Here is a 22,881-nt window from a genome sequence, read left to right on the forward strand (position 1 = left end):
CCGCCCGGTACCGATCACCGCTCGGGGTCGATCACTGCCCGGTGTCGATCACCGCTCGGTCGTCCGAGAGTAGACCCTAGTTCAGCTCGGGTCACCGTGACCGCCGTGGTCACCGGGCGGCGGTGGCGAGTGAACGAAGTCCGGTCGGCGCTTGGCGACGAAGGCGCTGACACCTTCGCGGCCCTCCCCCGAGACAGCGGCGGCGGCCAGCCCGCGGGCCTCGGCGTCCAACTGCTCGTCGAAGGACGCCGACAGAGCCCCGGCGACCAGCCGCCGTGTCACGCCGTACGCCCCCGTCGCCCCGCGTGCCAGCGCCCTCGCCGCCGCCGCGGCCTCCGCCGCAAGGCGCTCGGGTGCGACGACCCTGCCGACCAGTCCCATCGCGAGCGCCTCGGCGGCCGTGATCCGGCGGTTGGTCAACAACAGGTCCCGTGCCCGCCCGGGGCCCACGAGCCGGGGCAGCGACCAGGTGACCCCGGCGTCGGGCGAGTACCCGATCCCCGTGTAGGCCGCCGTGAAACCGGCGTCGGACGCGGCGAAGGCGAGGTCGGCGGCGGCCGTCAGCCCCAGTCCGGCCCCGGCGACCGCGCCCTGCACGGCCACCACCAGCGGCGCGTCGAGCCCGGCGAGGATCCGCAGCGCGCCGTGCAGAGCGTCGGTGACGTCCGCGAGGTGCCCGGCCAGCCGGTCCCCGTGCACCGCCGCGAACTCCCTCAGGTCGCCGCCGACGCAGAAGGACCGGCCCCGCCCGGTGAGCAGCACCGCCCGGACCCGCGAGGTCTCGCACTGCCGGGCGGCGTCCAGCAGCCCCCGGGCCATCGCGAGGTCGATGGCGTTGCCGTCCCCGCGGCACATCTCCACGTGGGCCACCGCGTCGCCGTCGACCTCCGTCGTGATCCTCATCGTGCCGTCCACCCGCCGTCCACGGTCAGCACCTGTCCGGTGCAGTACGAGGAGGCGTCCGAGGCCAGGAAGAGCAGTGCCCCGTCCAGTTCCCCCGCTTCGCCGCCCCGGCCGAGCATGGTGCCGCGCTCGACCCAGCGCCGGGACCGATCGTCGGCGAACAGCCCTTCGGTCATCTCGGAGCGGAACCATCCCGGGGCGAGCGCGTTGACCCGTATCCCCGATCCGCCCCACTGCCCGGCCAGTTCACGGGTGAGTCCGACGAGCCCGGCCTTGGAGGCGGCGTAGGCCGCACCCCCCAGGGGGGCGCCGGAGACGAGCCCGAGGACGGACGACACGTTCACGACCGATCTCTTACCGGCTGAGGGTGCCTGGGCCAGCAGTCGGGCCAGGTGGAACGGAGCGACGAGGTTGACGTCGAGGACGTGGGCGAAGTCCTCCGGGCTCTCGTCCTCGGCGCGTACGGATCCGGGAGTGCCCGCGTTGTTGACCAGCACGTCGAAGCCTCCGCCGTGCTCCAGGACGGTCTCGACCAGCCGCACCCGGTCCGCGTCCCGGGAGACGTCACAGACGACCGGGCGGATACGGGGATCGCCGCCGGCCAGTTCCTCGAGCCGGTCCGGGCGGCGCGCCGCGGCGAACACGGTGGCACCGGCCGCGGCCAGCACGGCGGCGAACCGGGCGCCCAGACCCGAGGAGGCGCCGGTCACCAGGGCGGTCCTGCCGTGCAACGAGAACAGGTCCGGGGCGGCCGTGGTGGTCATGCCTCCACTCCGATCGGCAGCGCGGTCGCCCCGCCGTCCAGGACCAGCGTCTGTCCGGTCATCCACGCCGACGCCTCCGAGGCGAGGAACACCGCCGCGCCTGCCACGTCCTCCACCGTGCCGAGCCTGCGCAGCGGCAGCCGCGCGGTGAGGATCGGTTCCCTCGGCTCCCAGACGGCCCTGGCCAGCTCGGTCTTGATCAGCCCGGGCGCGATCGCGTTGACCCGGACGCGCGGCCCGAGTTCGTACGCGAGCTGCCGGGTCATGTGCAGCATCGCCGCCTTGGTGGCGTTGTACCAGCCGATGTGCGGGTCGACGACCAGTCCGCCGACGGACGCGATGTTGACCACCGTTCCGCCGTGCTCGCTCATCCACGCCCGCCAGGCGCAGCGGGTCCAAGCGATCATGCCGTACTGGTTGACCCGAACGGTCTTCTCCGCGCGCGCCAGGTCGAGATCGAGCAGGTCGCCCATGTACGGGTTGGTGGCTGCGTTGTTGACCATGACGTCGAGCCGTCCGAGGCGGGCCATGGTCTCGGCGACGCACCGCTCGGCCTGCTCGGGCTCCCCCGCGTTCGCGACCAGCTCGTGGACCTCGCCGTCGCCCTCGACACGCAGCAGCTCCGCGCGGGCCGCGGAGAGTCCGTCCGCCTTTCGGGCGGCGATCACCACATGGGCGCCCGCCTCACGACAGGCCTTGGCGATGCCCAGGCCGATCCCTCGCGAGCCCCCGGTGATCACGGCCACCCTGCCGTCCAGTACGCGTGCGCTCATGCCGACTCCTCGGGATATTTGGCCAGTTCACGCCGGGCGACCGTACGCAGATGCACTTCGTCGGGCCCGTCCGCGATCCGCAGCGCCCGGGTGATGGCGTACAGCCTGGCGAGTACGGTGTCGTCGCTGACCCCGGCCGCGCCGTGGGCCTGGACCGCGCGGTCGACCACCCGGTGGGCGACCTCCAGAGCGGCCACCTTGATGGCGGCGACCTCGGTACGGGCGGCGGAGTTGCCCGAGGTGTCCATCAGCCAGGCCGACTTGAGGACGAGCAGCCGCAGTTGCTCGATCTCGATGCGGCTGCGGGCGATCCACTCGCGTACGACGCCCTGTTCGGCGAGCGTGCCGCCGAAGGCCGTACGCGTCAGGGTCCGGCGGCACATCAGCTCCAGCGCCCGTTCGGCGAACCCGACCGCGCGCATGGCGTAGTGCATGCGTCCGGGCCCCAGCCGCCCCTGAGCCAGGGCGAATCCCTCCCCTTCGCCGCCGAGAAGCGACGACACCGACACCCGTACATCCTCGAAGAGCACGTCGCCGTGGCCGCAGCGGTCGGTGTAGCCGAACATCGGCAGATCGCGCAGGACGGTGATGCCCGGGGTCTCGCGTGGAATCAGCAGCATGCTCTGCTGCTGGTAGGAGGGGGCGTCCGGGTCGGTGACGCCCATCAGGACGATCAGCCGGCAGTCCGGGTCGAGGATTCCGGAGGTGTACCACTTGTGGCCGTTGACGACATAGCCGTCTCGTTCGCGGGTGATCCGGGTACGGATGTTGCGCGCGTCGGAGCTGGCGACCTCCGGCTCGGTCATGGCGAAGCACGACCGGATCTCGGCCGCAAGGAGGGGGCGCAGCCAGCGGTCCTGCTGCTCGGACGTGCCGAACAGGGCGAGCAGTTCCATGTTGCCGGTGTCGGGGGCGGAGCAGTTGAAGACCTCGGGGCCGATGACCGAGCGTCCGGCCAGCTCGGCGAGCGGTGCGTACTCCAGGTTGGTGAGCCCTGCGCCCCATGCGCCGTGGGCGAGGAAGAGGTTCCACAGGCCCTCCGCCCGCGCCTTCTCCTTCAACTCGCGTATGACCGGCGGTAGTTCATGCGGGTTGTCGGCCTCGGCGAGTTGCCGCTCGTAGACGGCCTCGGCGGGCATGACGTGCTCCTCCATGAACGCGGCCATGCGCGTGCGGAGTTCGTCGGTCCGTGGGGAGAGTCCGAAATCCATGGTGGCGCTCCTTCATGACCGTGGGGCGAGGATGTCGCGTGCCGTGCGGATCATCGCCGCGATGGTCGGCGGCAACCGCTCCTGGTCGGGGTCGTGGTGCTTGCCCTCACGGTGTCTGCGCAGGTTGTGGCCCATGATCGCGGCCATTTTGGTGCGGGCCAGGGCGCGGAACCAGTCGAAGGCGGGGGGCATGGGACGGCCGTCGAGATAGCGGGCCAGCAGTTCGTCCTCGGTGGGCAGGCCCGGTACGGGACGGCCGAGCCGGGGGAAGTTCCGGTGGTCGGCGAAGAGCAGGAACCAGCCGAGGTCGACGCGCGGATCGCCGAGGCCCCAGATCTCCCAGTCGACGACCGTGGACGGACGCTCGCCCCGGCAGAGCACGTTGCCGAGCCTGAAGTCGCCGTGGATCAGCACGGGCGGGAGACTCTCGGGGATGCCGACGGCCAGCAGGCCCAGTACCTCCTCGGCCCCCGGCCGCAGTGGGGCCGGTACGGCACGCATGGTCCGCGCCCAACGTTCCAGTTCGGCCGCCGGATCCAGAGGTTCGGCGCCGTCGAGGTGCATGCGGTGCAGGTCGCGCAGGACACCGGCCAGCGCCAGCATCCGCGTGCGGCACAGCTCCGGGTCCAGGCGGTGCTCGTCGAGGACGGGCTCGATCGCCTCTCCGGTCACGAACTCCATGGCGAACCAGGCCGGTTCGCGTTCGTCGACGGCGAAGACCTCCGGTACGGGCACCGGCGATCCGGCGAGGGCGCGCAGGATCCGGGCCTGGCGCAGTACGTCGTTGCGCCCGACGGGCCGCTGCCCCTCAGGCACGGCTTTGACGACGTACGCCCGGGTGCCCGCGGTGATCGAGTAGGTGAGTCCCGAGTGGCCGCCGGGCAGGGTGCGCAGATCGCCGAAGGGCTCGTTCGGGTGCCGGGCGGCGAGCCCGGCGCGGACGCGGTCCGCGAGTCGTGTCACCTCGGTCGCGGTGCTCAACGCCCGGCCCCCTTCGGTTCTTTGGGCAGTCCCAGCACGCGTTCGGCCAGGATGTTCCGCTGGATCTCGTCGCTGCCGCCCGCGATGCGGTAGCCGGGTGCGCCCAACAGGTGCTCGGTCCAGGCGAAGGTGCCCCACTCCCCGGTGTCGGCGGCGAGGCGCGGTCCGAGGAGCTGTTGGACGAGATCGGTGGTGGCGCGCAGGGTGGCGGTGGCGTGGAGCTTGCCGACCGAGGCTTCGGCGCCAGGTTCGCGTCCGGCGGCCAGCGCCGCCGTGACCCGCAGGCCGATGAGCCGCTGGACCAGGCCGCGGACGAAGAGGTCGGCGGACCGCTGCTGTTCGCCGCCGGTCAGCGGGCGGGGCAGCTGCCGGGCGAGGTCGAGGGCCCGGTCGGCGTTGTCCAGGCCGAGGCCGCCGGAGTCGAGGCGTTCGGCGGCGAGGACGGTCAGCGTCACCCGCCAGCCCTCGCCGACCGGGCCGAGCCGGTCGGTGTCCGGCACGAACACGTCGTCGAGATAGACCTCGTTGAAGCTGGAGCCGCCGGTCATCTGCCGGATGGGCCGCACGACCACGCCCGGCGCGTCCATCCGGACCAGGAAGACGGTGATGCCGGCGTGCTTGGGCGCATCCGGGTCGCTGCGGCAGACGGCCACGCCCCAGGTGGCGACGCGGGCGCCGGAGGTCCAGATCTTGTGACCGCTCAGGACCCAGCCGTCATCCTGACGGACGGCCCGGGTGCGGACGGCGGCGAGGTCGGATCCGGCTTCGGTCTCGGAGAAGAGCTGGCAGGCGAGTTCGTCGGTGCGGAGCATGGGCCGCAGCCAGCGCCTCCGCTGTTCCTCGGTGCCCCAGATCCGGATCGCCGGGGCCACGAGCTGCTGGGTGACCGGGAAGACCTCGGTGCGCCGGGGCACGTCGAAACGGGACTCCTCGGCGCGGTACAACTGTCCGTAGTACGGGGGGAGTTCACGACCACCGTGCTCCGGTGGCCAGTCCAGCGCGCCCCAGCCGTGGTCGAAGCGGGTGCGCTCCCAGTCCCGTATCCGGTCGGTGTGTTCGCGTTCCTCCGCCTCACTCCAGTTCTCGAAGACGGCCACCGAGTCGTCGCCGACGCCCCACTCCCGGTGGTCGGCGCGCGGCGCCGCCACACCGGTCAGCCATTGCCGGGCCGCGGCGCGGAACTCCTCGGGCTCGGGGATACCGCTCATGGTCCTCCTTCCGGACGGGGTCTCACCGGGTCAGTACGGTGCAGGCGCTGACGCCCGGCGCCCCGTACACATGGGTGAAGCCTGTCGACGGGCGGTCCGGCAGCTGCCGTTCGCCCGCACGGCCGCGTAGTTGTTGGACGATCTCGTGGACCTGACGCAGGCCGGAGGCGCCGATGGGTTCGCCGTTGGCGATGCAGCCGCCATCGGTGTTGACCGGCAGGGCGCCGCCGGGCGCGGTCGCGCCGGCGGAGATCAGTCGCTCCTGCTCGCCGTGCTCGCAGAACCCGCACTCGGCCAGGTGCATCACCTCGGCACCGCTCTCGGTGTCCTGGAGCTGGCACACGTCGATGTCCGACGGCCCCAGCCCGGCTTCCTCGAAGGCGAGTCGCGCGGCGTCGGCGCTGACGCTGGCCGGGGTGCCTACGGGCGCCCAGGGGCTGAACACCTCGAAGGAGCCGAACCGCCGGGTGCGGACGACGGCCGCCCGCAGCGTGACCGCGGTCGCGTCCAGTTCGCGGGCGACCGCGTGGCTGCACAGGACGAGCGCCACGGCGCCCTGGCCGGGTGAGCAGAACATGTACCGGGTCAGCGGGTCGTTGACCATGCCGGAGGCCAGGATCTCGTCCGCGCCGAGCGGTGTGCGCCGCCAGGCGTGGGGGTTGCGGGCCCCGTTCGCGTACGCCTTCTCCGCGACCAGGGCCAGCGTCCGGGCGGTGATCCCGTGATCGTGCATGTACCGCTGGATCTTCATGGCGAAGAACTGGGTGGTCACCATCAGCCCGTCGCGTCCGTACGCCTCGTCGAGGCCCCAGTCGGCGGGCCGTGGATCGAAGGCGCCGCGCGGGTGCTTGTCGAAACCGACGGCGACGGTCACGTCCGCCGCCCCGGAGCGGATCGCGTTGACCGCCGAGACCAGGGCGCTGCCGCCGGTCGCACAGCCGTTGCGGACGTTCACGAACGGCACGCCGGTCAGGCCGAGTTCAGCCACCAGCGTGTCGGCGTTGCCGGCCGCGTCGCTGCCGCCGTACGCCGCCCGGACGCGGGACCAGGGCAGTCCCGCGTCGGCCAGGGCGGCGCGCACGGCCCGCACGGCGAGCTGCCGGCCGCTCGCCTCCGTGCGGGCGAAGGAGGTGATTCCGGCACCGCACACGAGCACCTCTTCGGTCGTCATACGGCGACTCCCCTGGCCCGTGGTACGCCGGCCGCCGCCGCGATGGTCACCGGCATGCCGATCTTCAGGTCCTCGGCCCGCAGGTCGAGCACGGCCAACACCCGGACACCTTCCGGCAGTTCGACATAGCCGACGGCAAACGGCTCGAACCCGGCGGCGGGCGGGACGTACGGCGGTGACTTGGGCGCGTGGCGCTGCACGGTCCACGTCCACAGCGTGCCCGTACCGGAGAGGACGACCGGCTCGGCCGGTCCGCCGCAGCGCGGGCACGACGGGTCGGCGGGGTGGACGGCCACCGCGCAGTCGGCGCACCGGGAGCCGCGCAGCGGCCCCCCGGGCTCCGGCAGGGGGCTCAGCGCCCCTTCCACTGCGGCTCCCGCTTCTCCAGGAACGCCGACACGCCCTCCGCCGCGTCCTCGGAGTTGAGCATCACACCGACCGCGAGGTGCTCCATGACCATGAGCGACTGGATGTCGGCGTCCAGGCTCCGGTCGATGGTCATCTTGGTGATCCACATGGTGAACGGGCTCTTGTCGACGAGCTGGTCGGCGAACTCCTCGACCGTCGCGTCCAGCTTGTCGGCCGGCGCCGAGGAGTTGATGAGACCGAACTCGGCGGCCTCGACCCCGGTCAGCAGCTTTCCGGTGAGCATCAGCTCCTTCGTCTTGCGGACGCCGATCATGCGCGGAACCCGGTAGATCGGCCCGGCCCCGCCGAACAGGGCTCGGCGGATGTGGAAGTCGCCGATCAGGGCGTCGTCCGCGGCGATCGCGAAGTCGCAGGAGATCATCAACTCGAAGCCGCCCGCCGTGACATGGCCTTCGAGGACCGCGATCGACGGGGTCTTCATCGAGTACAGCCGATCACAGACCTTCGCCGACTTCACGGCGACGTCGATCGCGTTGGACCTGCCGACGAAGTCGGCCTTGAGGCTGTCCAGGTCGAACCCGGAGCAGAAGGTGTTGCCCCGGCCGCGCAGCACCAGCACGCGCAGCTCGGGGTCGGCGTCGACCTCGGTGATGATCTCGTCCAGCCGGTCGAGGATCGGCACTGTCACGCAGTTCTTCTTGTGCGGCCGGTTCAGCCAGACCCGTGCGACGTGGCCGTCCCGCTCGAACTGGATCTCGTCTTCGACTGCCATGAGCTCCTCCAAACTGAACTGAATTCAGATTGATTCTGTGGGCGTTAAGATGCCCCTGTCAATGGACGGGGAAGCGATTCCCGAAACGGTCGGGCACTCAGTCCGTACGGCTCGCTCGGTTCGTACGGCCGGTGAGGCCCAGCAGCCCGGCCAGCCGTAGACGATGGTCGTCGGCGGTGCCGAACAGCGCCTCGTCGGCCCTGGCCCGGCGCACATAGAGATGGGCGGGGTGCTCCCACGTGAAGCCGATCCCTCCGTGGAGCTGCACGTATTCCGCCGTCGCCAGCCGATAGGCACCGGAGCAGGCGACGGCCGCCGAACTCGCCGCCACCGGCAGCTCCGCGCGCCCGCCCGCGAGGCAGGCCGTCGCGTACGCCGAGGCGGACCGCGCTCCTTCGAGGTCGACCAGGAGGTCGGCGAGCCGGTGCTTGACCACCTGAAAGGACCCGATGGGGCGCCCGAACTGGGTTCGATGCCTGACGTACTCAAGGACAGCGTCCAGCGCGTGCGCCGATCCGCCCACATGCTCGGCGGCCAGCGCCACCCGCCCCGCGTCCAGGACCGCCGCCACGATCGCGACGGCCTGCCCGGCCTCACCGACCGGCTCGGCGGGCGCGCCCCGGAAACGTACGCGTGCCTGCCGACGCGTGGGATCGAGGACGCGCCGGGCCACCCGCTCGCAGCTCCCGGAACCGACACCCGGCCCGGTCCCGGTCCCGCGGTCCGGTTCACAGGCGAACAGCCGCGTACCGTCCGGCGCTTCGGCCGCGACCAGAATCAGCTCGGCCCCCTCCCCGTCGAGTACGAAGTCGGCCTCGCCGCGCAGCACCCAGCCGCCGGCGCCACGCTCGGCGGTCACGTTCGCCGCCTGCGGGAATCCGGCCACCGTCGCGGTGAGCGAGCCGTCCGCGATCCCCGGCAGCCAGCGCTGACAGGCCTGCCGGTCACCGCTTCGCAGGAGCGTGTGCCCGGCCAGTACGACGGTCGCCAGCAGCGGCGACGGGCACAGCACACGCCCGGTCTCCTCCAGAGCCACGGCGAGCTCGGCGAAGGTATAACCGGCGCCACCGAACTCCTCGGGGAAGGCCAGCGCCTGCACCCCGATCTCGCCCGCGAGCCGTTCCCACAGCAGCCGGTCGTGACCGCGGGGCCCCGCCGCCTGCTTGCGGACCTCCTCGGGCCCGCAGGTTTCCTTCAGCAGTTCTCGCAGCACCTCGCGGAGTTGGCGCCGCTCCTCACTCTCCAGCAGCAGCGTCGGATCGGTGTCGAGCCGGAACATACGAGCCTCCCTAGACCGTGAAGCGTCCGCCGTTGGCCAGCAGCACCGCGCCGACGAGATTGGCCGCCGCGTCACCGGCCAGGAACAGCGCGACGTCCGCGATCTCCTCGGGTGTCGCGTAGGGGCGTACACGCGGGTCGGCGAAGCCCCGGCGCAGCGCCTCGGGCGTCCTGGCGGCCATCCCCGTCTCGGTCGGCCCGGGTGCCACCGTGTTGACGCGGATTCCGAACGCGATCGCCTCCTTGGCGACGGACTGGCTCAGTGCGTGCGCTCCGGCCTTGGACGCCGCATAGTGCGGATAGCCGGCCTGGGTGTCGAAGGCCGAGGAGGAGCCGACGGTGACGACCGCACCGGAACGGTTCGGTGCCATCGCCCGCAGTGCGGCGCGCAGGACATGGAAGGTGCCGTCGAGATTGACCCGCATGACGCGCCGCCACGCGGCCTCGCCGAGCCGTGTGGTCACCTCGGGCGGCCGGTCGGCCAGCAGGGCTTCGGCGATCCACTGCTTCGCCCCGGGGTCGTCGACTCCGGCGGCGTGCACCACGACGTCCAGACGTCCGTACGCGCGCACGGCCTCGTCGAAGACCCGGTCGACCTGCGCGCCGTCCCCGACGTCCACGGTCACCGGCCGCGCTCCGGGCAGTTCCTTCGTGACTGCCCGGGCCGCGGCGGCGTCGATGTCCGCCACCAGCACCAGGGCGCCCTGCGTGGCGAGCCGCCGGGCGACCGCGGCCCCGATGCCGGAGCCCGCGCCGGTCACCAGCGCGGTCCTGCCCGTGAAGTCTTCGTGTGCCGGGCCCTCGCCGTCCATGAGATCCACCGCCCCACTCGGTTGCCGTGCCGGGTTGTCACACTCGGCCACTGGACCAGTTACTGAACTGACTTCATTTTTGTTAACCTCTCAGGTATGTCAACAGGCGGGACGAGAGCGATCCGAATGACGCGATGGGGCGGCCCACCGGTGCTCACCGAGGTGGCACGGCCGGTACCCCGCGGCGAAGAGGTCCTGGTGCGGGTCGAGGCGGCCGGGCTGTGCCGCTCCGACCTCCATGTCCTGGACGCGGTACCGGGCGCCCTGCCGTACCGGACACCGTTCACCCTCGGCCACGAGGTCGCGGGCCGAGTGGCCGCGCGCGGCCCCGAGGCCTCCGGCCCCGCGATCGGCGAGCGCGTGGTCGTCTACGGCCCCTGGGGCTGCGGGCGTTGCGCCCGCTGCTCGGCCGGGGCGGAGAACCACTGCGACGCGCGCCCCGCCCTGGACGCGGCCCGCGCCGGTACGGGGGCGGGGCTCGGACGCGACGGCGGAATGTCCGACCACCTGCTCGTACCGTCCGGGCGGTTGCTGGTTCCGGTGGGCGACCTGGACCCCGTGCAGGCCGCGCCCCTGTCCGACGCCGGACTCACCTCGTACCACGCCGTGGCCGGCGTCCGTCCGGCGCTCGGGGAGGGCGCGAACGCGGTCGTCCTCGGGGTCGGCGGGCTGGGGCATCTGGCGGTACGGATCCTGCGCGCCACCACGTCCGCGTACGTCCTCGCCGTGGACGTACGCGAAGAGGCACTCGCCCTGGCCGACACGTGCGGTGCGCACTTCGGCACGCTCCTGGGCCCCCGCACGGCCGAGGTCCTGCGACGGCAGGTCGGCGGAGCCGGGGCCGACGCCGTGCTGGACTTCGTCGGCAGCCGGTCCAGCCTGGAGCTCGCGACCGGCGTCCTGCGCGCGGGCGGAGAGCTGGCCGTCGTGGGAAGCGGCGGCGGTGAGCTGACCGTCCGCAAGTCCGGCGCGCTTCCTCCGGGGCTGCGGATCTCGCTGCCCTTCTGGGGGACGCGGCCGGAACTGAAGGAGGTCGTGGACCTGGCACGCGAGGGGGTGTTGACGGTGGAGACAGAGCAATTCCCGCTGTCGGGAGCGATGGAGGCGATCGACAGGCTCCGCTCCGGCGACCTGCGGGGGCGCGCGGTACTCGTACCCGACTGAGCCCGGCACCTGCCCGCCCTCGACCTCGCCCTCGCTCCCCGCCCTCACCCTCGCCTTCGCCCTCGCTCCCCGCCCTCGGCCGGGCACGCCCGCAACCATCTGCTGTCCGGGCTCTCGACTACAGAAGTGAGTTCAATTAGGGTCTGGTTCCACGCAACGACGCGACAAGGCGGTGGGCCGCTGTGCACGCTCGAAAAGTGGATCTGCTGGTGATCGGCGGTGGCATGGCCGGCCTCACGGCCGCCGCCAGGGTGGCGCACGAGGGCGGCTCCGTCGTCCTGGTGGAACGGGCGGGGCGCCCCGGAGGCTCGGCGCGCCTGGCCGGTTTCGTCTGGACGGCCCCCACCCTCGACGAGTTGCGCCGCGTCAACCCGGACGGCGATCCGGAGCTCGCGCAGGCGCTGTTGGAGGGGTTCGCGGAGGGGGTGGCCTGGATCGGCTCGCTCGGTGTGGAGTGCCGCCCGCCCGTCCCCGTGCTCGGCTTCGGCCGTGGACACCAGATCGACACCCACCACTATCTCGACACCTGCGAGCGGCTGGTCCGCGACCGGGGCGGGGAAGTACGGGCAGGCACCGAAACCCGCACGCTGGTGACGGAGGACGGCGTGGTCAAGGGTGCGGAGTGCGTACTGCCGGACGGATCCGTGCGGCGGATCGACGCCGCCTGGACCCTGCTCGCGACCGGTGGCTTCCAGGGTGACCCGGAGCTGCGCGCCGAGCACGTCCACGACCAGGCCCGCGACATCGAACTGCGCGCCAACCCGCACAGCCGGGGCGGCGGGCTCGCGCTCGGCCTCGCCGCGGGGGCGGCGTTCGGCAAGACGGACGCGGGCTTCTACGGACACCTGATGCCGGCGGGCGTATCCCTGTCCGACCCGGCGCGCTTCGTCGACCTCGCCCTCTACTTCAGCGAGCACGCCCTGCTCTTCGACCTCACGGGCGAGCGATTCGTCGACGAGACCGTCGGGGACCATCTGACCACCATGGCGCTCCTGGAACGACCGGGGGCCCGGGGGCTGTTGGTCGCCGACGCGCGAGTGCACAGGGAGTGGATCTCGGCCTCGTACGTGGAGGGGATCCCGGGCATGGACAAGTTCCAGGTGTGCCACCGCGCCGGTGCTCGCAGCGCGGTCGCGGAGAGCCTGGAGGAGTTCGCCTGGATGCCCGAGGAATGGGGCTATCCGGGCGCCCGGATCCGGGACCGCGTCGAGGAGTTCAACTCCGCCGTGCGCGGCGGCGGCGAGACGGTTCCCGGGCGGCTGCTCGACCGTCAGCCGCTCGACGAGCCACCTTTCTACGTGATCGAGGCCGCCCCCGCGATCACGTTCACCTTCGGCGGTCTGCTGATCGACGCCGAGGCGCACGCCCTGTCCGCGGACGGGCGGCGGACGGTCCCCGGCCTGCTGGTGGCCGGTGCGGACGCGGGCGGACTGTACCGGCGCGCCTACGCCGGCGGCCTCGCCCCCGCGCTGGTGTTCGGCCTCGCGGCCGCTCGGACCGCGCTCGGCCGAGGCAGGGAAACGCACTCCGACAAATCCGGTGCAGCGGTCTTGCCCGCCCGCCTTCCGAGTGTCTAGCTTACCGAATTGAGTTCAATTTACCTAAGCGGTTCGTGGCACGAACCCGCTTCCTGAAGAGGGAGGGACTGTGAGTCAGTTCCTGCTTGTCCTGGTCAGCGGTGTGGCCGGCGGAGCCGTGTACGGGCTCATCGGACTCGGGCTGGTCATCATCTACCGGGCCACCGACGTCGTGAACTTCGCGATGGCCTCCCTGGCGACCCTGGGCCTGTACGTGGCGGTCTCGCTCCGGGACCGCGGTGTGGCCACGGTGCTCGGCGTGCTGGCGGCGATCACCATCACCGTCGTGGCGGGCCTGCTGGTCCGCGAAACGGTGATCAGGCCGCTCGGCCAGGGGCAGTTGTTCTCGGCGCTCGTCCTGACGATGGGCGTCTCGCTGGTGGCCGAGAGCGCAGCCGGTTCGATCTGGGGCGACCAGCCGAAGGCCTTCCCCAGCCTGGTCGACGGAACGGTGCGCTGGTCGGGTGCGGCGCTGCCGGCCCAGAGCCTGCTGACGATCGCCATGGCCGCCGTGGCGATGGCACTGGTCGGCTATCTGTTCGGACGGACCACTCTCGGCTCGGCCATGCGTGCCGTGGCCGAGAGCGCGGACACCGCGCGGGTCGTGGGGCTGGGCGCGCAGCGTCTCGCGCGGATCGCCTGGGCCCTGGGCCTCGGCCTCGCCGCGCTGGGCGCCTGTCTGTACGCGCCGCGGGCCGGGCTGGTGCCCACCATGCTCAGCGCACCGCTCTTCCGTGCCTTCGCCGGGATCTTCCTGGGGGGTCTGACGAGCATGTACGGGGCTGTCATCGGCGGACTGACCGTCGGCGTGCTGGACAACCTGGCGGCGAACTACGTCTCCGCCAGCCTCCGGGACACGTTCGTGTTCTCGTTCACTGTTCTGGTGCTGCTCGTCCGACCGCAGGGCATGTTCGGCACCCGCACCTTCCAACGGGTCTGAGAGATCCGAGGGACCTGAGGAGTCGCATCCATGGTCTTCAACCGTTCCGTCCTGGCGAAGGCGGCACTCGGGCCGGCCGCCGGCACGGTGCTCATGGCCTTCATGGCGTCCGGTGCGATCCCGGCGTACCAGATGTACTCGGTGGCACTCGCGGCGGTCTACTCGATCGTGGTGCTGTCGGTCGGCCTGCTGGCCGGCTGGTCGGGCATCTGGTCGGTGGGGCATCCGGCGTTCTTCGCCATCGGCGCCTACTTCGCCGCCTATGGCAGCGGTCACGACTGGCCGCTGGAGGCGGTAGTGCTCGGGGCGGTCGTCACCGGCGCCGTCCTCGGCACCTTCCTCGGCTACGCGGGCGCCCGGTTCTCGACGCTCTACATCGCCCTGCTGACCCTCGCGTTCACGATGGTGGCGCTGGAGCTGATCAATCGCTGGAGCAGCGTGACCGGCGGTGACCAGGGAGCGCCGGTGCTGCAACTGCGCAGCGTCCTTGGCCTCGGCACCCTCGCGGGCGGCGGCACCGAACCGCAGTACCTCGCGGTGGGGGCCGCCGCCGTGGTGCTCGCGCTGGCCGTACCCGCAGCCGCGTCGGGACTGCGGATGCGGCTGGTCGCCGCCAAGTCGCATCCGCTGGCGGCCCGTACGATCGGGATCGCGCCCGAGGCGCAGTCGGCCCTGGCATTCGCGGCGAGCGCCGCGTGCACCAGCTTCGCGGGCGTGCTGCTCGGTCTGATCACCGGCTTCGTCAGCCCCGACCCGTTCTCGCTCGGCTTCGGCATCGCGCTCGTCGCGGCCTGCGTCCTCGGCGGGGTGGGGACCGTCCTCGGTGCGGTGGCCGGTGGTGCCTACCTGACCTGGAACCCCTCGCTCTCGTCCGCCGTCGGGCTGCCGCAGCCGGTCGTGCAGGGCCTCGTGCTGATCGGTGTCCTTCTCTTCCTTCCCGGAGGGGCCGTGCCCTTCCTGGCGCGGCCCGTGCGGGCCCTGCTCCGGCGTGCCCTGCCCCGACGGGAGGAACGGCGGAGGGCGGCGGCGCTTCCTCTCGTCAGTCCCGCCGCCGACCTGTCCGGCGACACCCCGCCACCGGTGCGGGCGGCCGGTGCGGACTCCCCGGCACTGCTGCGGCTGGAGCATCTGTCCGTCGCGTACGGCGGACTGAAGGCCCTGGAAGACGCCTCATTGTCGGTGCGCCAGGGCGAGATCCTGGCCGTCATCGGGCCCAACGGGGCGGGCAAGACGACCCTGTTGAACGTCCTGTCGGGGCTCACCGGCAACGGCCGGGTCAACGGCAGCGCCGACTTCGCGGGCAAGCCGCTGCTGAGGACGAGGGCGACCGCACGGCGTCGGCTCGGCATCGGCCGCACCTTCCAGCACGCGGAGGTCTTCTCCGAACTCACCGTCGCCGAGAACGTATTGTGCACCCGGCGCCGGATCACGGCCGGGCACCGGGCCTCCGTCGCGCGGCTGCTCGACGCCGTCGGTCTCGCCGACGTGGCGGACCGCCGCCCGGCCGAGCTCCCGTTCGGTCTGCAAAAGCGCCTCGACCTCGCCCGCGCGATGGCCGAGGAGCCGAGGCTGCTGGTGCTGGACGAGCCGTTCGGAGGCCTGGACGCAGGCGAACGGGCGCTGCTGGCCGACCACATCAGGCGGCTGCAGGCCCGCGGCACCGCCGTCGTGGTCATCGACCATGTGCTGGACGACCTCTTCTCCGTCGCCCACCGGGTGCTCGCCTTCGACTTCGGCCGCACGATCGGCGAGGGCACACCGGACACCGTGCTGGAGGATCCCGAGGTGCGTTCGTCGTACCTGGGTACGGTCGGCGGCAAGGCGGAGCTGCCCGAGCGGGTCGGCGAGCGGTCGGTGATCCGGCTCCGCGGGGTCGGCCACACGTACGGCGGCGTGGTCGCGCTGCGGGATGTCGACCTGGACGTCCGGGAAGGGGTCGTGCTCGGCGTCACGGGCGCCAACGGCGCGGGCAAGAGCACGCTCGCCGGTGTCCTGCACGGCTCGTTGCACCCCGCCCGGGGCAGCAGGGTGACGGACATCGGCGGGGGCGGGACCGCCCGCACCAGTCTGGCGCCCGAGGGGCGGGCCCTGTTCAAGACGCTCTCGCTGCGGGAGAACCTGGAGGTCGCGGCGTACGCGGCCGGTATCACCGGTGCGCCGCTGCGCGAGCGTCTCGAGGAGACGACCGAGTGGCTGCCGCCCCGGCTGCGCGACCGGATGTCCACCTCCGCCGCCGCGCTGTCGGGAGGTGAGCAGCAGATGCTCGCCATCGCCCGCGCGCTGATCGTCCGGCCGGACGTCCTGATCGTGGACGAACCGGCGCTCGGTCTGGCTCCCGCGCTGGTCGACGAGGTCTACGACCGGCTGGTGCGGCTGGCCCACGACGGACTGACGGTCGTGCTGCTGGAGCAACTGCTCAGCCGGGCCATGTCCGTGTGCCACGAGGTGGTCGTGCTCCACGAGGGCGTCGTCGCCGCCCAGGGAAGGCCCGGCGACCCGTCGTTCGCCGCCCTGGCCGAGGCGGCGTACTTCAGCGGGGACCGGGAGACCGCGGTGAGTACCGCCTAGGAAACCTCTCCCCCTCAGCCCAGCCCCCTTGCGCACGACGCACCGCGGAACTACCCCGCTCGCTCCGCATGAAATGAACTCAGCTCGGAAAATGAGGTGGACCGTGTTCCGGATAACCACAAGACTCCGCCGTACGGCGGGGACGATAGCCGTCCTCGCCACCGTGACCCTGGCGGCCAACGCCTGCGCGGGCCAGGACTCCGCAGGGGCCGGCGGCAGCCCATCGGAGATCAACATCGGCGCGTGGGTGCCGCTCACCGGACCTACCGCCTCCTACGGCGTGCCGGAGAAGGCGGGCGCGGAAGCGTACTTCAAGATGCTCAACGCCCAAGGCGGGATCAACGGCCGCAAGGTCAACTGGACCGTCAAGGACAACGCCGCCGATCCGCAGCAGACCGTGCAGATCGCGCGTGAACTGGTCGGCCAGGACAAGGTCGTCGCCATCGTCAACGCCAATGGCACCGCGCAGGCCGAGGCTTCCTTCCCCTTCGTGCTCCAGCAGTCGAAGGTTCCGATCCTCAACGAGGTGGGCGGCAGCGAGGCCTGGTACAAGCCGCCGCGCCCCGGGCTCTTCGGCACCCAGACCCTGTACGAGGACCAGGCGTCGGCGGTCGCCGCCTGGGCGGTCCAGGACGGCGCGAAGAAGATCCTCGTCGTCCACAGCGACCCGGCCGCGTTCGTCAATGTGGCCAAGCAGGTGGAGCCCGTCGCGAAGAAGGTGAACCCGTCGGTGGAGGTGGACCGGCTGACGGTCAAGTTCGCGACGACGGACTACACACCGGTGATCAGCAAGGTGAAGGCCAAGAGTCCCGACGCGGTGGTGCTGATCCTCACCTCGCCCGAGGCGGCGGCCTACCTCAAGGAGGCCAAGCTCCAAGGGCTGAAGCAGGCCACCTACGCCTACGCACCCGTCGCCGCGGAGTCGACCATCGCCCTGGCGAAGGACGCCGCCGAGGGGCTCAAGGCCATACAGCTGGTGAAGGCTCCCTCCGACGCCGACCCGGCGGTGCAGGAGTTCAGGACCGCGATGGCCACGTACGAACCCGGTCAGGACGCCGGATTCCTCGCGCTGTGGGGGTGGAGCAACGCCAAGGTGTTCGCGCAGATCGCGAAGACCATCAAGGGACCCGTCACCTCAGCCGCGATCACCAAGGCGTACGAGAAGGCCACCGCGGTGGATCCCGGCGTCTCGCCCGTGATGCGGTTCAGCGCGAACGATCACCTCGGAACCCGCAGCGTGCAGCGCGTGGTCGTGAAGAAGGGGGTCTGGGTCTCCAGCGGCGACTTCTACACACCTCCGGCGCGCGACTGAGTCCCGTACGGCGGGCGGGAGCGCCACCTCGAGGCGGTGCCCGCCTCGTGGGCGAGGCCGGGCCCCGCCGCACGGGTTGAAGATCGAGCCAGGTCGACGCGCGTCAATGGCCCTTGGCAGCCGGCCTTCGCCGGGAGAGCCACAGGGCGACCGCCTCCGAGATGGGCTGGCCGGTCTCCAGTTCGATGAAGCCGAACTGCCCGCCCTGGTTGCCCTCAAGGAACCACCAGACGCCGTCCTCGTCCTCGGCGAAGTCGAAGGCGGCATACGCGAGTCCGGTGAACGCGGTGTACTCCTGGACCGAGCGGGAGATGCGGCCGGGCACCGGGATGGGCTCCCAGCCGTGTCCGGTCTCGCCGAAGCGCCCGTCGACCTGCCCGGCCTCGGCGACCTTCCGTGCGGCGAACAGCTGGTTGCCGATACAGGTGAGCCGGATGTCGGCCCGCTTGGGGATGTACTGCTGAAGCAGCGCGGGACCGGCCGCGACGCCGGAGAAGTCCGCGTCGGGGCCGATCAGGGTGGTCGGCAGGGCCACCGGGGGTTCGCCGGGCGGCGGCCCCGAGGCGGACTTCACCACCACCTGCCGGTACTCCTCCACGAACTGCTGGGCCACCCGGGGAGCGGTGGTGATCACGGTCGAGGGGACCGCGAAGCCACTGCTGTGGGCGACCCGCAGCTGCCAGGGTTTGTGCCGGGCCTGCTCGGCCCGGCGCGGGTGGTTCATCCAGCGGGTGGAGGCGGAGTAGAGCATGCCGAACAGCGCCTGCTTGGTCTCCGCGGTGAGCCAGGGCGAGGGCTCCGCCGCGTGCGCCGCGGGTTCACCCGGACGGCGTACCCACACGGAACGCAGGCCGCCCATGCTGAGCACATGGCCGTTGACCGAGAGGTAGCCGTCGAAGTCGCCGTGCGCGTAGTCCGCGGACAGCACCGCCTTGCCCGGCAGGTCGGCCGGGTCCAGGCGCACCATCGGCACGCCCTGTTCGTGCAGCCTGGCCACGACCATGTCGGCGGTGACGTCCTGCTCCGCCGTGAGAATGAGTACCGTCATGTGAGTGGGGGGCCGTCAGTCGTCGAAGTGCGTCTGGGAACCGGCGGTGGAGGTGGTCGTGCCGGTGGCCATGAGAAGGGCGTGGTCGCTGACGGCCGGGCGGCCGTCCGGCAGCACGTTCAGTTGCAGGGACACGTCGAAGTGGTACGGGGGTATTGCGGCCGAATGCCCTGTGGGCAAGGCGTAGTTGAGGGTGAACGGTCGCACGAAAGTTCCTCCCGCCATCTCACGATGCTCTGCACCCTTCCCTACGTGTCGCGACCGTAAGGAATTCATCACTTTCCGCCACATCAGGGTGAAGGGCATCACATCGCGTCGTTTCAGGCTTGCTTGTTTCCGTATTGCACGTGTGTGTGCTTGGTTGTCTGCTTGACCCAGGCCGAAAGCTTCGGCCAAGGCTTCATTCTCTGTAATCTAGACGCCGTCCCACCCAGGAGAGTTCCCGGTGACCGTAGTTCTCGATCCGAGTGCCCAATCCGCCCCGATCCAGGGCGTGTTGGACCCCATTTCGTGTGACGCACGCGACTTCGGCGCCTATGCGCGAACCGGCGGCTGGACCTTCGCCCTGAAGGTGGCGAGGAGCGTGCGCCCCGGTGGGCAGTCCGCGGACGAGACGCCGAAGGTGTCCGCGAAGGAGTTCGCCGAGCTGGCCGAGTGCTCCCCCGAACGGGTGATGCGCTATTACAAGGCGTGGGACAGGGCCGCCGACGAGGGTCTCGTCCCGCACTTCGAAGTCCTCGTCCCGGGCCAGGACATCGAGCTGCCGGACGCCGAGGCGTGGCAGACGTACTACGTGTCCCGCTCCAGCGCCTCCTCCGAGCGCGGCAGCGCCATCACCGAGGCCGCCGCGGCCGAGGGCATCCGCCCCACCAAGGCCCTGGAGGTCGCCGAGAACCCCACCGCGCTGCGGGCGGCGATCCTCGCCGACCCCTCCACGGCCCAGGCGGCCCGGGCCGCGCTCCTCGACCGGGTGAAGGAGGACCCGGCGCTGCAGGCCGAGCTGGCCCGTGACATCGCCCGCACCGACGAGCTGAAGAAGGCGGTCGCCACCGAGACCAGGGCGGCCGACCGGATCGGCTACGTCCGCCAGATCGCGGAGAAGGGCCAGATCAGGACACCGGCCGGACAGACCCTCGACGCCCCGGCCGAACTGCGCTCCGAGGCCGAGCGCCACCTCTCCCTCCTCGACGAGCTGGACGAGGGCGAGGACACCGGCGAGTGGGCGACCGAGGCGTACGACACCATGAAGAACCTCGTCGTCGAGACCGTCGAGGCGGACCCCGAACTGCGCGTCCAGGAGCGCCGCACGAAGTTCTACAGCAGCCTGCAGAAGGCCACGAAGGTCTTCGAGGAGCTGACCTTCGACGATGCCGACGACATCTACGAGGACGACATGGTGCAGCGCCTGGAGGAGCTCCAGCAGGCGATCGGCTCCTGCATCACGGCACTTCGCAGCGCGGCTCCCCGCCCGTGAGCCGTGCCGGTGGTCTCCCGGGAACGGCCTTGCTCCCGGGAGACCACCGGTCTCACCGGGGAAGACCGGACGGGTCGGTCGCCCACCGGGTGTTGGGCTGTTCGGCGAGCCGGAAGGCGATCCTGCCGCCCTTCGTCGTCAGGCCGGCATCCGTCCAGGAGCGTTGCGTGGGCCGCCCGTTGACGCGTACGGAGTCGATGTAGGGGTGTGCGGCGTCCGCGCCGGGCGCGGCGATGGTGAGGTCGGCGCCGCCCGGACGGTCCACGACCGCGCTCGGGAAGAGCGGGGCGCCCAGCAGCATCGAGTCGCTGCCCGGGCTCTGGGGATACAGACCGAGGGCGGAGAAGACGTACCAGGCGGACATGGTGCCCAGGTCGTCGTTCCCGGGCAGCCCCGAAGGACCAGTGCCGTACACGGTGTTGAGGATCTGCCGTACCGTCGCCTGGGTCTTCCAGGGCTGTCCGAGGGCGTTGTACAGCCAGGGCGCGTGGATGCCGGGTTCGTTGGTCGGGTCGTAGCGCAGCGGGTCGCCGCCGCGCACCGACCAGGAGCCGTCCGCCGCGTGGAAGAAGCCGTCGAGGCGGGCGGCGGCCTTCTCTCGGCCGCCCATCGCGGCCGCCAGACCCTGGACGTCCTGCGGCACCATCCAGGTGTACGTGGCGCTGGTGCCCTGGGCGAAGCCGAGGTCGCTGCCCGGGTTGAACGGGCCCACCCAGGAGCCGTCGAGCCTGCGGGCCTGGATGTAGCCGGTGTCGGCGGTGGCGGCGGGGTTGAAGACATTGCGCCAGTAGGCGCCGCGCTCGGCGAACACCGCGGCCTCATGGTCACGGCCGAGCAGCTTCGCCCACCGCCCGAGCGCGGAGTCGGCGACGGCGTCCTCCAGGGTCTCGGCGGCGCCGCCCCAGCAGTGACAGACGTCCTGCGCGGCGTAGTGCGAGCTCAAGTACTGGGCGAGATTGGGCCGTTGGCCCACGCACTGTCCGGGGCAGCCCGCGTCCGAGAGACCGTCGGCGTTCGGGACGGTGGCCTGCCGGACCAGCGAGTCGAAGGCGCCCTCGTAGTCGAAGTTGCGCACGCCCATGGCATAGAAGGTGGCCAGGGTGGCCGCCGAGGGATCGCCGGTCATGACGTGGGTGGCGCCGCTGATGTGCACCCAGCGGTCCCAGACCCCGTTGTTCTGCTGCGCGAAGTTGTAGAGGGACTGGGCGAAGTCGCCCGCGATCCTCGGTTTCAGCAGGGCGAGCAGCTGTATCTGGGCGCGGTACTGGTCCCAGCCCGAGAAGTTGCTGTACTGCGCGCGCTGGCCGCGGGCGAGGCGGTGCACGGCGCCGTCCATGCCGTAGTACCGGCCGTCGGCGTCGCTGATCAGGTCGGGCTGCATCAGTGCGTGGTAGAGCGCGGTGTAGAAGGTGGTGCGCTGGGCGGAAGTGCCGCCCCCGACGCGTACGGTGCTCAGTTCACGGTCCCAGGCGCGGGCACCCGCGTCGGCCACCTCCCCGACGCTCGCGTGCGACGGGATCTCCCCGCGGAGGTTGGCCTCGGCGCCGCCGAGGCTGACGTACGAGATCCCGACGCGCATGTGGACATCGTTGTCAACGCTGGTGTCGAAGCCGACGTATCCGCCGGAACCGCGGCCCGCGCGGTTCGCCCCGGTGGCGTACCCCTCGCCTCCCGAGGCGGAGGCCGAACCCGCCGACAGCGTGCCGTCCTGCCACGTGCCGAAGTCGGAGAAGGCACGGTCGAAGGAGGCGCTGAAGTACAGCTTGTAGTAGCTCTTGCGGTTGTTCGTGCCGCCGTTGGCGCGGCGTCCGCAGAAGGCGCCGGTGAGGACCCAGCCGGTCACCTTGCGGTGCGCGGTGTCGATGTCGACGTGCGCGTCCTGGCTGCCGTTGAGGGAGTTGGACACGCGGAAGAGCAGGTTGGCGGGGCGGTCGCTCGGGAAGCTGAAGTCGGCGACACCGGCACGCTCACTGACGGCCAGGTCGGCGGTGGCGCCCGTCTTGAGACCGAGGGTGTAGCGCCCGGGTACGGCCTTCTCCTCGGCGTGCGTGAAGTTCGCGGCGTAGACCGCGTCCTTGGTGTCCGCCGAGGGCGAGGACGTCACGTCACCCACGAACGGCATGATCGGTACGTCCCCGGCGGCGCCCGGGTTGCAGCCGGCGCCGTTGACGTGGGTGAGGCTCAGACCCCGGATGCGGGTGGTGTCGTACTGGTAGCCGTTGGCGGCTCCCGTGCTGGTCTGATCACCGGTGGTGCTGGTCGGGGACCAGGCGATCATCCCGTAAGGGAGAGTGGCGCCGGGGTAGGTGTTGCCGCCGTTCGCCGATCCGATCAGTGGGTCCACGGCGGAGACCGGCCGCGGAGGCGGAGGGCCGGCCGCGTCCACCGGGGCGGGAAGGGCGAGGACGACCGCCGTGGTCACGACCACCGCGGCGGACCTGCTCGCGGTGCGACTGCCGAACCGTCTTGCTGTGCGCAGCCATTGGGGGCGCATACGTGGTGTCACCTTCCGTTGGACGAGGAGGTGCGATGACGGGTCGGACCGGACTGTCCCCG

20 protein-coding genes are annotated in these 22,881 nt (G+C 71.5%); 6 read left to right on the forward strand and 14 right to left on the reverse strand.

Annotated features, from left to right (window positions below; translation table 11 throughout):
* Positions 1 to 81: 81 nt before the first annotated feature.
* From ACIRA5_RS37805 to ACIRA5_RS37855, 11 genes are all read right to left on the reverse strand, one after another.
* Positions 82 to 903, reverse strand: coding sequence for an enoyl-CoA hydratase-related protein (locus ACIRA5_RS37805; RefSeq protein ID WP_403698749.1), 822 nt, complete (start codon positions 901 to 903; stop codon positions 82 to 84).
* Positions 900 to 1,667 (reverse strand): SDR family NAD(P)-dependent oxidoreductase, encoded by a 768-nt coding sequence (locus ACIRA5_RS37810; protein WP_403698751.1) that lies wholly within the window; start codon positions 1,665 to 1,667, stop codon positions 900 to 902. The genes ACIRA5_RS37805 and ACIRA5_RS37810 overlap by 4 nt, the downstream gene beginning before the upstream one ends.
* Positions 1,664 to 2,440, reverse strand: a complete 777-nt coding sequence (locus ACIRA5_RS37815; protein ID WP_403698753.1) for an SDR family oxidoreductase — start codon at positions 2,438 to 2,440, stop codon at positions 1,664 to 1,666. Before ACIRA5_RS37815 ends, ACIRA5_RS37810 begins: the two co-directional genes overlap by 4 nt.
* Complete coding sequence (locus tag ACIRA5_RS37820) at positions 2,437 to 3,651, reverse strand: acyl-CoA dehydrogenase family protein (RefSeq protein WP_403698755.1); 1,215 nt, start codon at positions 3,649 to 3,651, stop codon at positions 2,437 to 2,439. The genes ACIRA5_RS37815 and ACIRA5_RS37820 overlap by 4 nt, the downstream gene beginning before the upstream one ends.
* Before the next feature lie 12 nt (positions 3,652 to 3,663).
* Positions 3,664 to 4,632, reverse strand: a complete 969-nt coding sequence (locus ACIRA5_RS37825; RefSeq protein WP_403698757.1) for a phosphotransferase family protein — start codon at positions 4,630 to 4,632, stop codon at positions 3,664 to 3,666.
* The gene (locus tag ACIRA5_RS37830) at positions 4,629 to 5,840 is read right to left on the reverse strand and encodes an acyl-CoA dehydrogenase family protein (RefSeq protein ID WP_403698759.1); all 1,212 of its coding nucleotides are present in this window, start codon (positions 5,838 to 5,840) and stop codon (positions 4,629 to 4,631) included. The genes ACIRA5_RS37825 and ACIRA5_RS37830 overlap by 4 nt, the downstream gene beginning before the upstream one ends.
* Before the next feature lie 22 nt (positions 5,841 to 5,862).
* A complete protein-coding gene (locus tag ACIRA5_RS37835) occupies positions 5,863 to 7,011 on the reverse strand; it encodes a thiolase family protein (protein WP_403698761.1) in 1,149 nt (382 codons plus the stop codon).
* Positions 7,008 to 7,379 (reverse strand): Zn-ribbon domain-containing OB-fold protein, encoded by a 372-nt coding sequence (locus ACIRA5_RS37840; RefSeq protein WP_403698763.1) that lies wholly within the window; start codon positions 7,377 to 7,379, stop codon positions 7,008 to 7,010. Before ACIRA5_RS37840 ends, ACIRA5_RS37835 begins: the two co-directional genes overlap by 4 nt.
* Positions 7,364 to 8,152, reverse strand: a complete 789-nt coding sequence (locus ACIRA5_RS37845; protein ID WP_060896214.1) for an enoyl-CoA hydratase/isomerase family protein — start codon at positions 8,150 to 8,152, stop codon at positions 7,364 to 7,366. The genes ACIRA5_RS37840 and ACIRA5_RS37845 overlap by 16 nt, the downstream gene beginning before the upstream one ends.
* Positions 8,153 to 8,249: 97 nt before the next feature.
* A complete protein-coding gene (locus ACIRA5_RS37850) occupies positions 8,250 to 9,431 on the reverse strand; it encodes an acyl-CoA dehydrogenase family protein (protein ID WP_403698765.1) in 1,182 nt (393 codons plus the stop codon).
* Between the two features lie 10 nt (positions 9,432 to 9,441).
* A complete protein-coding gene (locus ACIRA5_RS37855) occupies positions 9,442 to 10,242 on the reverse strand; it encodes an SDR family NAD(P)-dependent oxidoreductase (protein ID WP_403698863.1) in 801 nt (266 codons plus the stop codon).
* A gap of 126 nt (positions 10,243 to 10,368) precedes the next feature.
* Here ACIRA5_RS37855 and ACIRA5_RS37860 point away from each other — a divergent pair, with 126 nt between their 5' ends.
* The 5 genes from ACIRA5_RS37860 to ACIRA5_RS37880 all read left to right on the forward strand — a co-directional run bounded on the left by ACIRA5_RS37860 (position 10,369) and on the right by ACIRA5_RS37880 (position 17,803).
* Positions 10,369 to 11,406 carry an NAD(P)-dependent alcohol dehydrogenase gene (locus tag ACIRA5_RS37860; protein ID WP_403698767.1) on the forward strand — a complete coding sequence of 346 codons (1,038 nt, stop codon included), beginning with the start codon at positions 10,369 to 10,371 and terminating at the stop codon, positions 11,404 to 11,406.
* 197 nt (positions 11,407 to 11,603) lie between these two features.
* Positions 11,604 to 12,983, forward strand: a complete 1,380-nt coding sequence (locus ACIRA5_RS37865; RefSeq protein WP_403698769.1) for an FAD-dependent oxidoreductase — start codon at positions 11,604 to 11,606, stop codon at positions 12,981 to 12,983.
* A 70-nt stretch (positions 12,984 to 13,053) separates the two neighbouring features.
* Positions 13,054 to 13,923, forward strand: a complete 870-nt coding sequence (locus ACIRA5_RS37870) for a branched-chain amino acid ABC transporter permease (protein ID WP_403698771.1) — start codon at positions 13,054 to 13,056, stop codon at positions 13,921 to 13,923.
* 30 nt (positions 13,924 to 13,953) lie between these two features.
* A complete protein-coding gene (locus ACIRA5_RS37875; protein ID WP_403698773.1) occupies positions 13,954 to 16,491 on the forward strand; it encodes an ATP-binding cassette domain-containing protein in 2,538 nt (845 codons plus the stop codon).
* Positions 16,492 to 16,594: 103 nt separating this feature from the next.
* Positions 16,595 to 17,803, forward strand: a complete 1,209-nt coding sequence (locus tag ACIRA5_RS37880; protein ID WP_403698775.1) for an ABC transporter substrate-binding protein — start codon at positions 16,595 to 16,597, stop codon at positions 17,801 to 17,803.
* 103 nt (positions 17,804 to 17,906) lie between these two features.
* On the opposite strand, the gene tgmB is transcribed toward ACIRA5_RS37880, so the two are convergent.
* Both tgmB and tgmA read right to left on the reverse strand, forming a co-directional pair.
* Positions 17,907 to 18,851, reverse strand: coding sequence for an ATP-grasp ribosomal peptide maturase (gene tgmB / locus ACIRA5_RS37885; protein WP_403698776.1), 945 nt, complete (start codon positions 18,849 to 18,851; stop codon positions 17,907 to 17,909).
* A gap of 15 nt (positions 18,852 to 18,866) precedes the next feature.
* Positions 18,867 to 19,058, reverse strand: a complete 192-nt coding sequence (gene tgmA / locus ACIRA5_RS37890) for a putative ATP-grasp-modified RiPP (RefSeq protein WP_060896220.1) — start codon at positions 19,056 to 19,058, stop codon at positions 18,867 to 18,869.
* A 238-nt stretch (positions 19,059 to 19,296) separates the two neighbouring features.
* On the opposite strand from tgmA, the gene ACIRA5_RS37895 reads away from it, so the two are divergent.
* Positions 19,297 to 20,325: a hypothetical protein gene (locus ACIRA5_RS37895; RefSeq protein ID WP_403698778.1), complete on the forward strand. Its 1,029-nt coding sequence runs from the start codon at positions 19,297 to 19,299 to the stop codon at positions 20,323 to 20,325.
* Between the two features lie 52 nt (positions 20,326 to 20,377).
* On the opposite strand, the gene ACIRA5_RS37900 is transcribed toward ACIRA5_RS37895, so the two are convergent.
* The gene (locus ACIRA5_RS37900; RefSeq protein ID WP_403698780.1) at positions 20,378 to 22,819 is read right to left on the reverse strand and encodes a GH92 family glycosyl hydrolase; all 2,442 of its coding nucleotides are present in this window, start codon (positions 22,817 to 22,819) and stop codon (positions 20,378 to 20,380) included.
* Positions 22,820 to 22,881 lie beyond the last annotated feature (62 nt).

The sequence above is a fragment of the Streptomyces sp. NPDC096311 genome, from assembly GCF_044763085.1.
GTDB lineage: Bacteria > Actinomycetota > Actinomycetes > Streptomycetales > Streptomycetaceae > Streptomyces.

Coding starts and splice junctions, on each gene's coding strand:
- ACIRA5_RS37820 (WP_403698755.1), bottom strand. CDS start 3,651: ATGGATTTCGGACTCTCCCCACGGACCGACGAACTCCGCACGCGCATG.
- ACIRA5_RS37830 (WP_403698759.1), bottom strand. CDS start 5,840: ATGAGCGGTATCCCCGAGCCCGAGGAGTTCCGCGCCGCGGCCCGGCAA.
- ACIRA5_RS37875 (WP_403698773.1), top strand. CDS start 13,954: ATGGTCTTCAACCGTTCCGTCCTGGCGAAGGCGGCACTCGGGCCGGCC.
- ACIRA5_RS37815 (WP_403698753.1), bottom strand. CDS start 2,440: ATGAGCGCACGCGTACTGGACGGCAGGGTGGCCGTGATCACCGGGGGC.
- tgmB (WP_403698776.1), bottom strand. CDS start 18,851: ATGACGGTACTCATTCTCACGGCGGAGCAGGACGTCACCGCCGACATG.
- ACIRA5_RS37900 (WP_403698780.1), bottom strand. CDS start 22,819: ATGCGCCCCCAATGGCTGCGCACAGCAAGACGGTTCGGCAGTCGCACC.
- ACIRA5_RS37860 (WP_403698767.1), top strand. CDS start 10,369: ATGACGCGATGGGGCGGCCCACCGGTGCTCACCGAGGTGGCACGGCCG.
- ACIRA5_RS37810 (WP_403698751.1), bottom strand. CDS start 1,667: ATGACCACCACGGCCGCCCCGGACCTGTTCTCGTTGCACGGCAGGACC.
- ACIRA5_RS37855 (WP_403698863.1), bottom strand. CDS start 10,242: ATGGACGGCGAGGGCCCGGCACACGAAGACTTCACGGGCAGGACCGCG.
- ACIRA5_RS37850 (WP_403698765.1), bottom strand. CDS start 9,431: ATGTTCCGGCTCGACACCGATCCGACGCTGCTGCTGGAGAGTGAGGAG.
- ACIRA5_RS37805 (WP_403698749.1), bottom strand. CDS start 903: ATGAGGATCACGACGGAGGTCGACGGCGACGCGGTGGCCCACGTGGAG.
- ACIRA5_RS37845 (WP_060896214.1), bottom strand. CDS start 8,152: ATGGCAGTCGAAGACGAGATCCAGTTCGAGCGGGACGGCCACGTCGCA.
- ACIRA5_RS37835 (WP_403698761.1), bottom strand. CDS start 7,011: ATGACGACCGAAGAGGTGCTCGTGTGCGGTGCCGGAATCACCTCCTTC.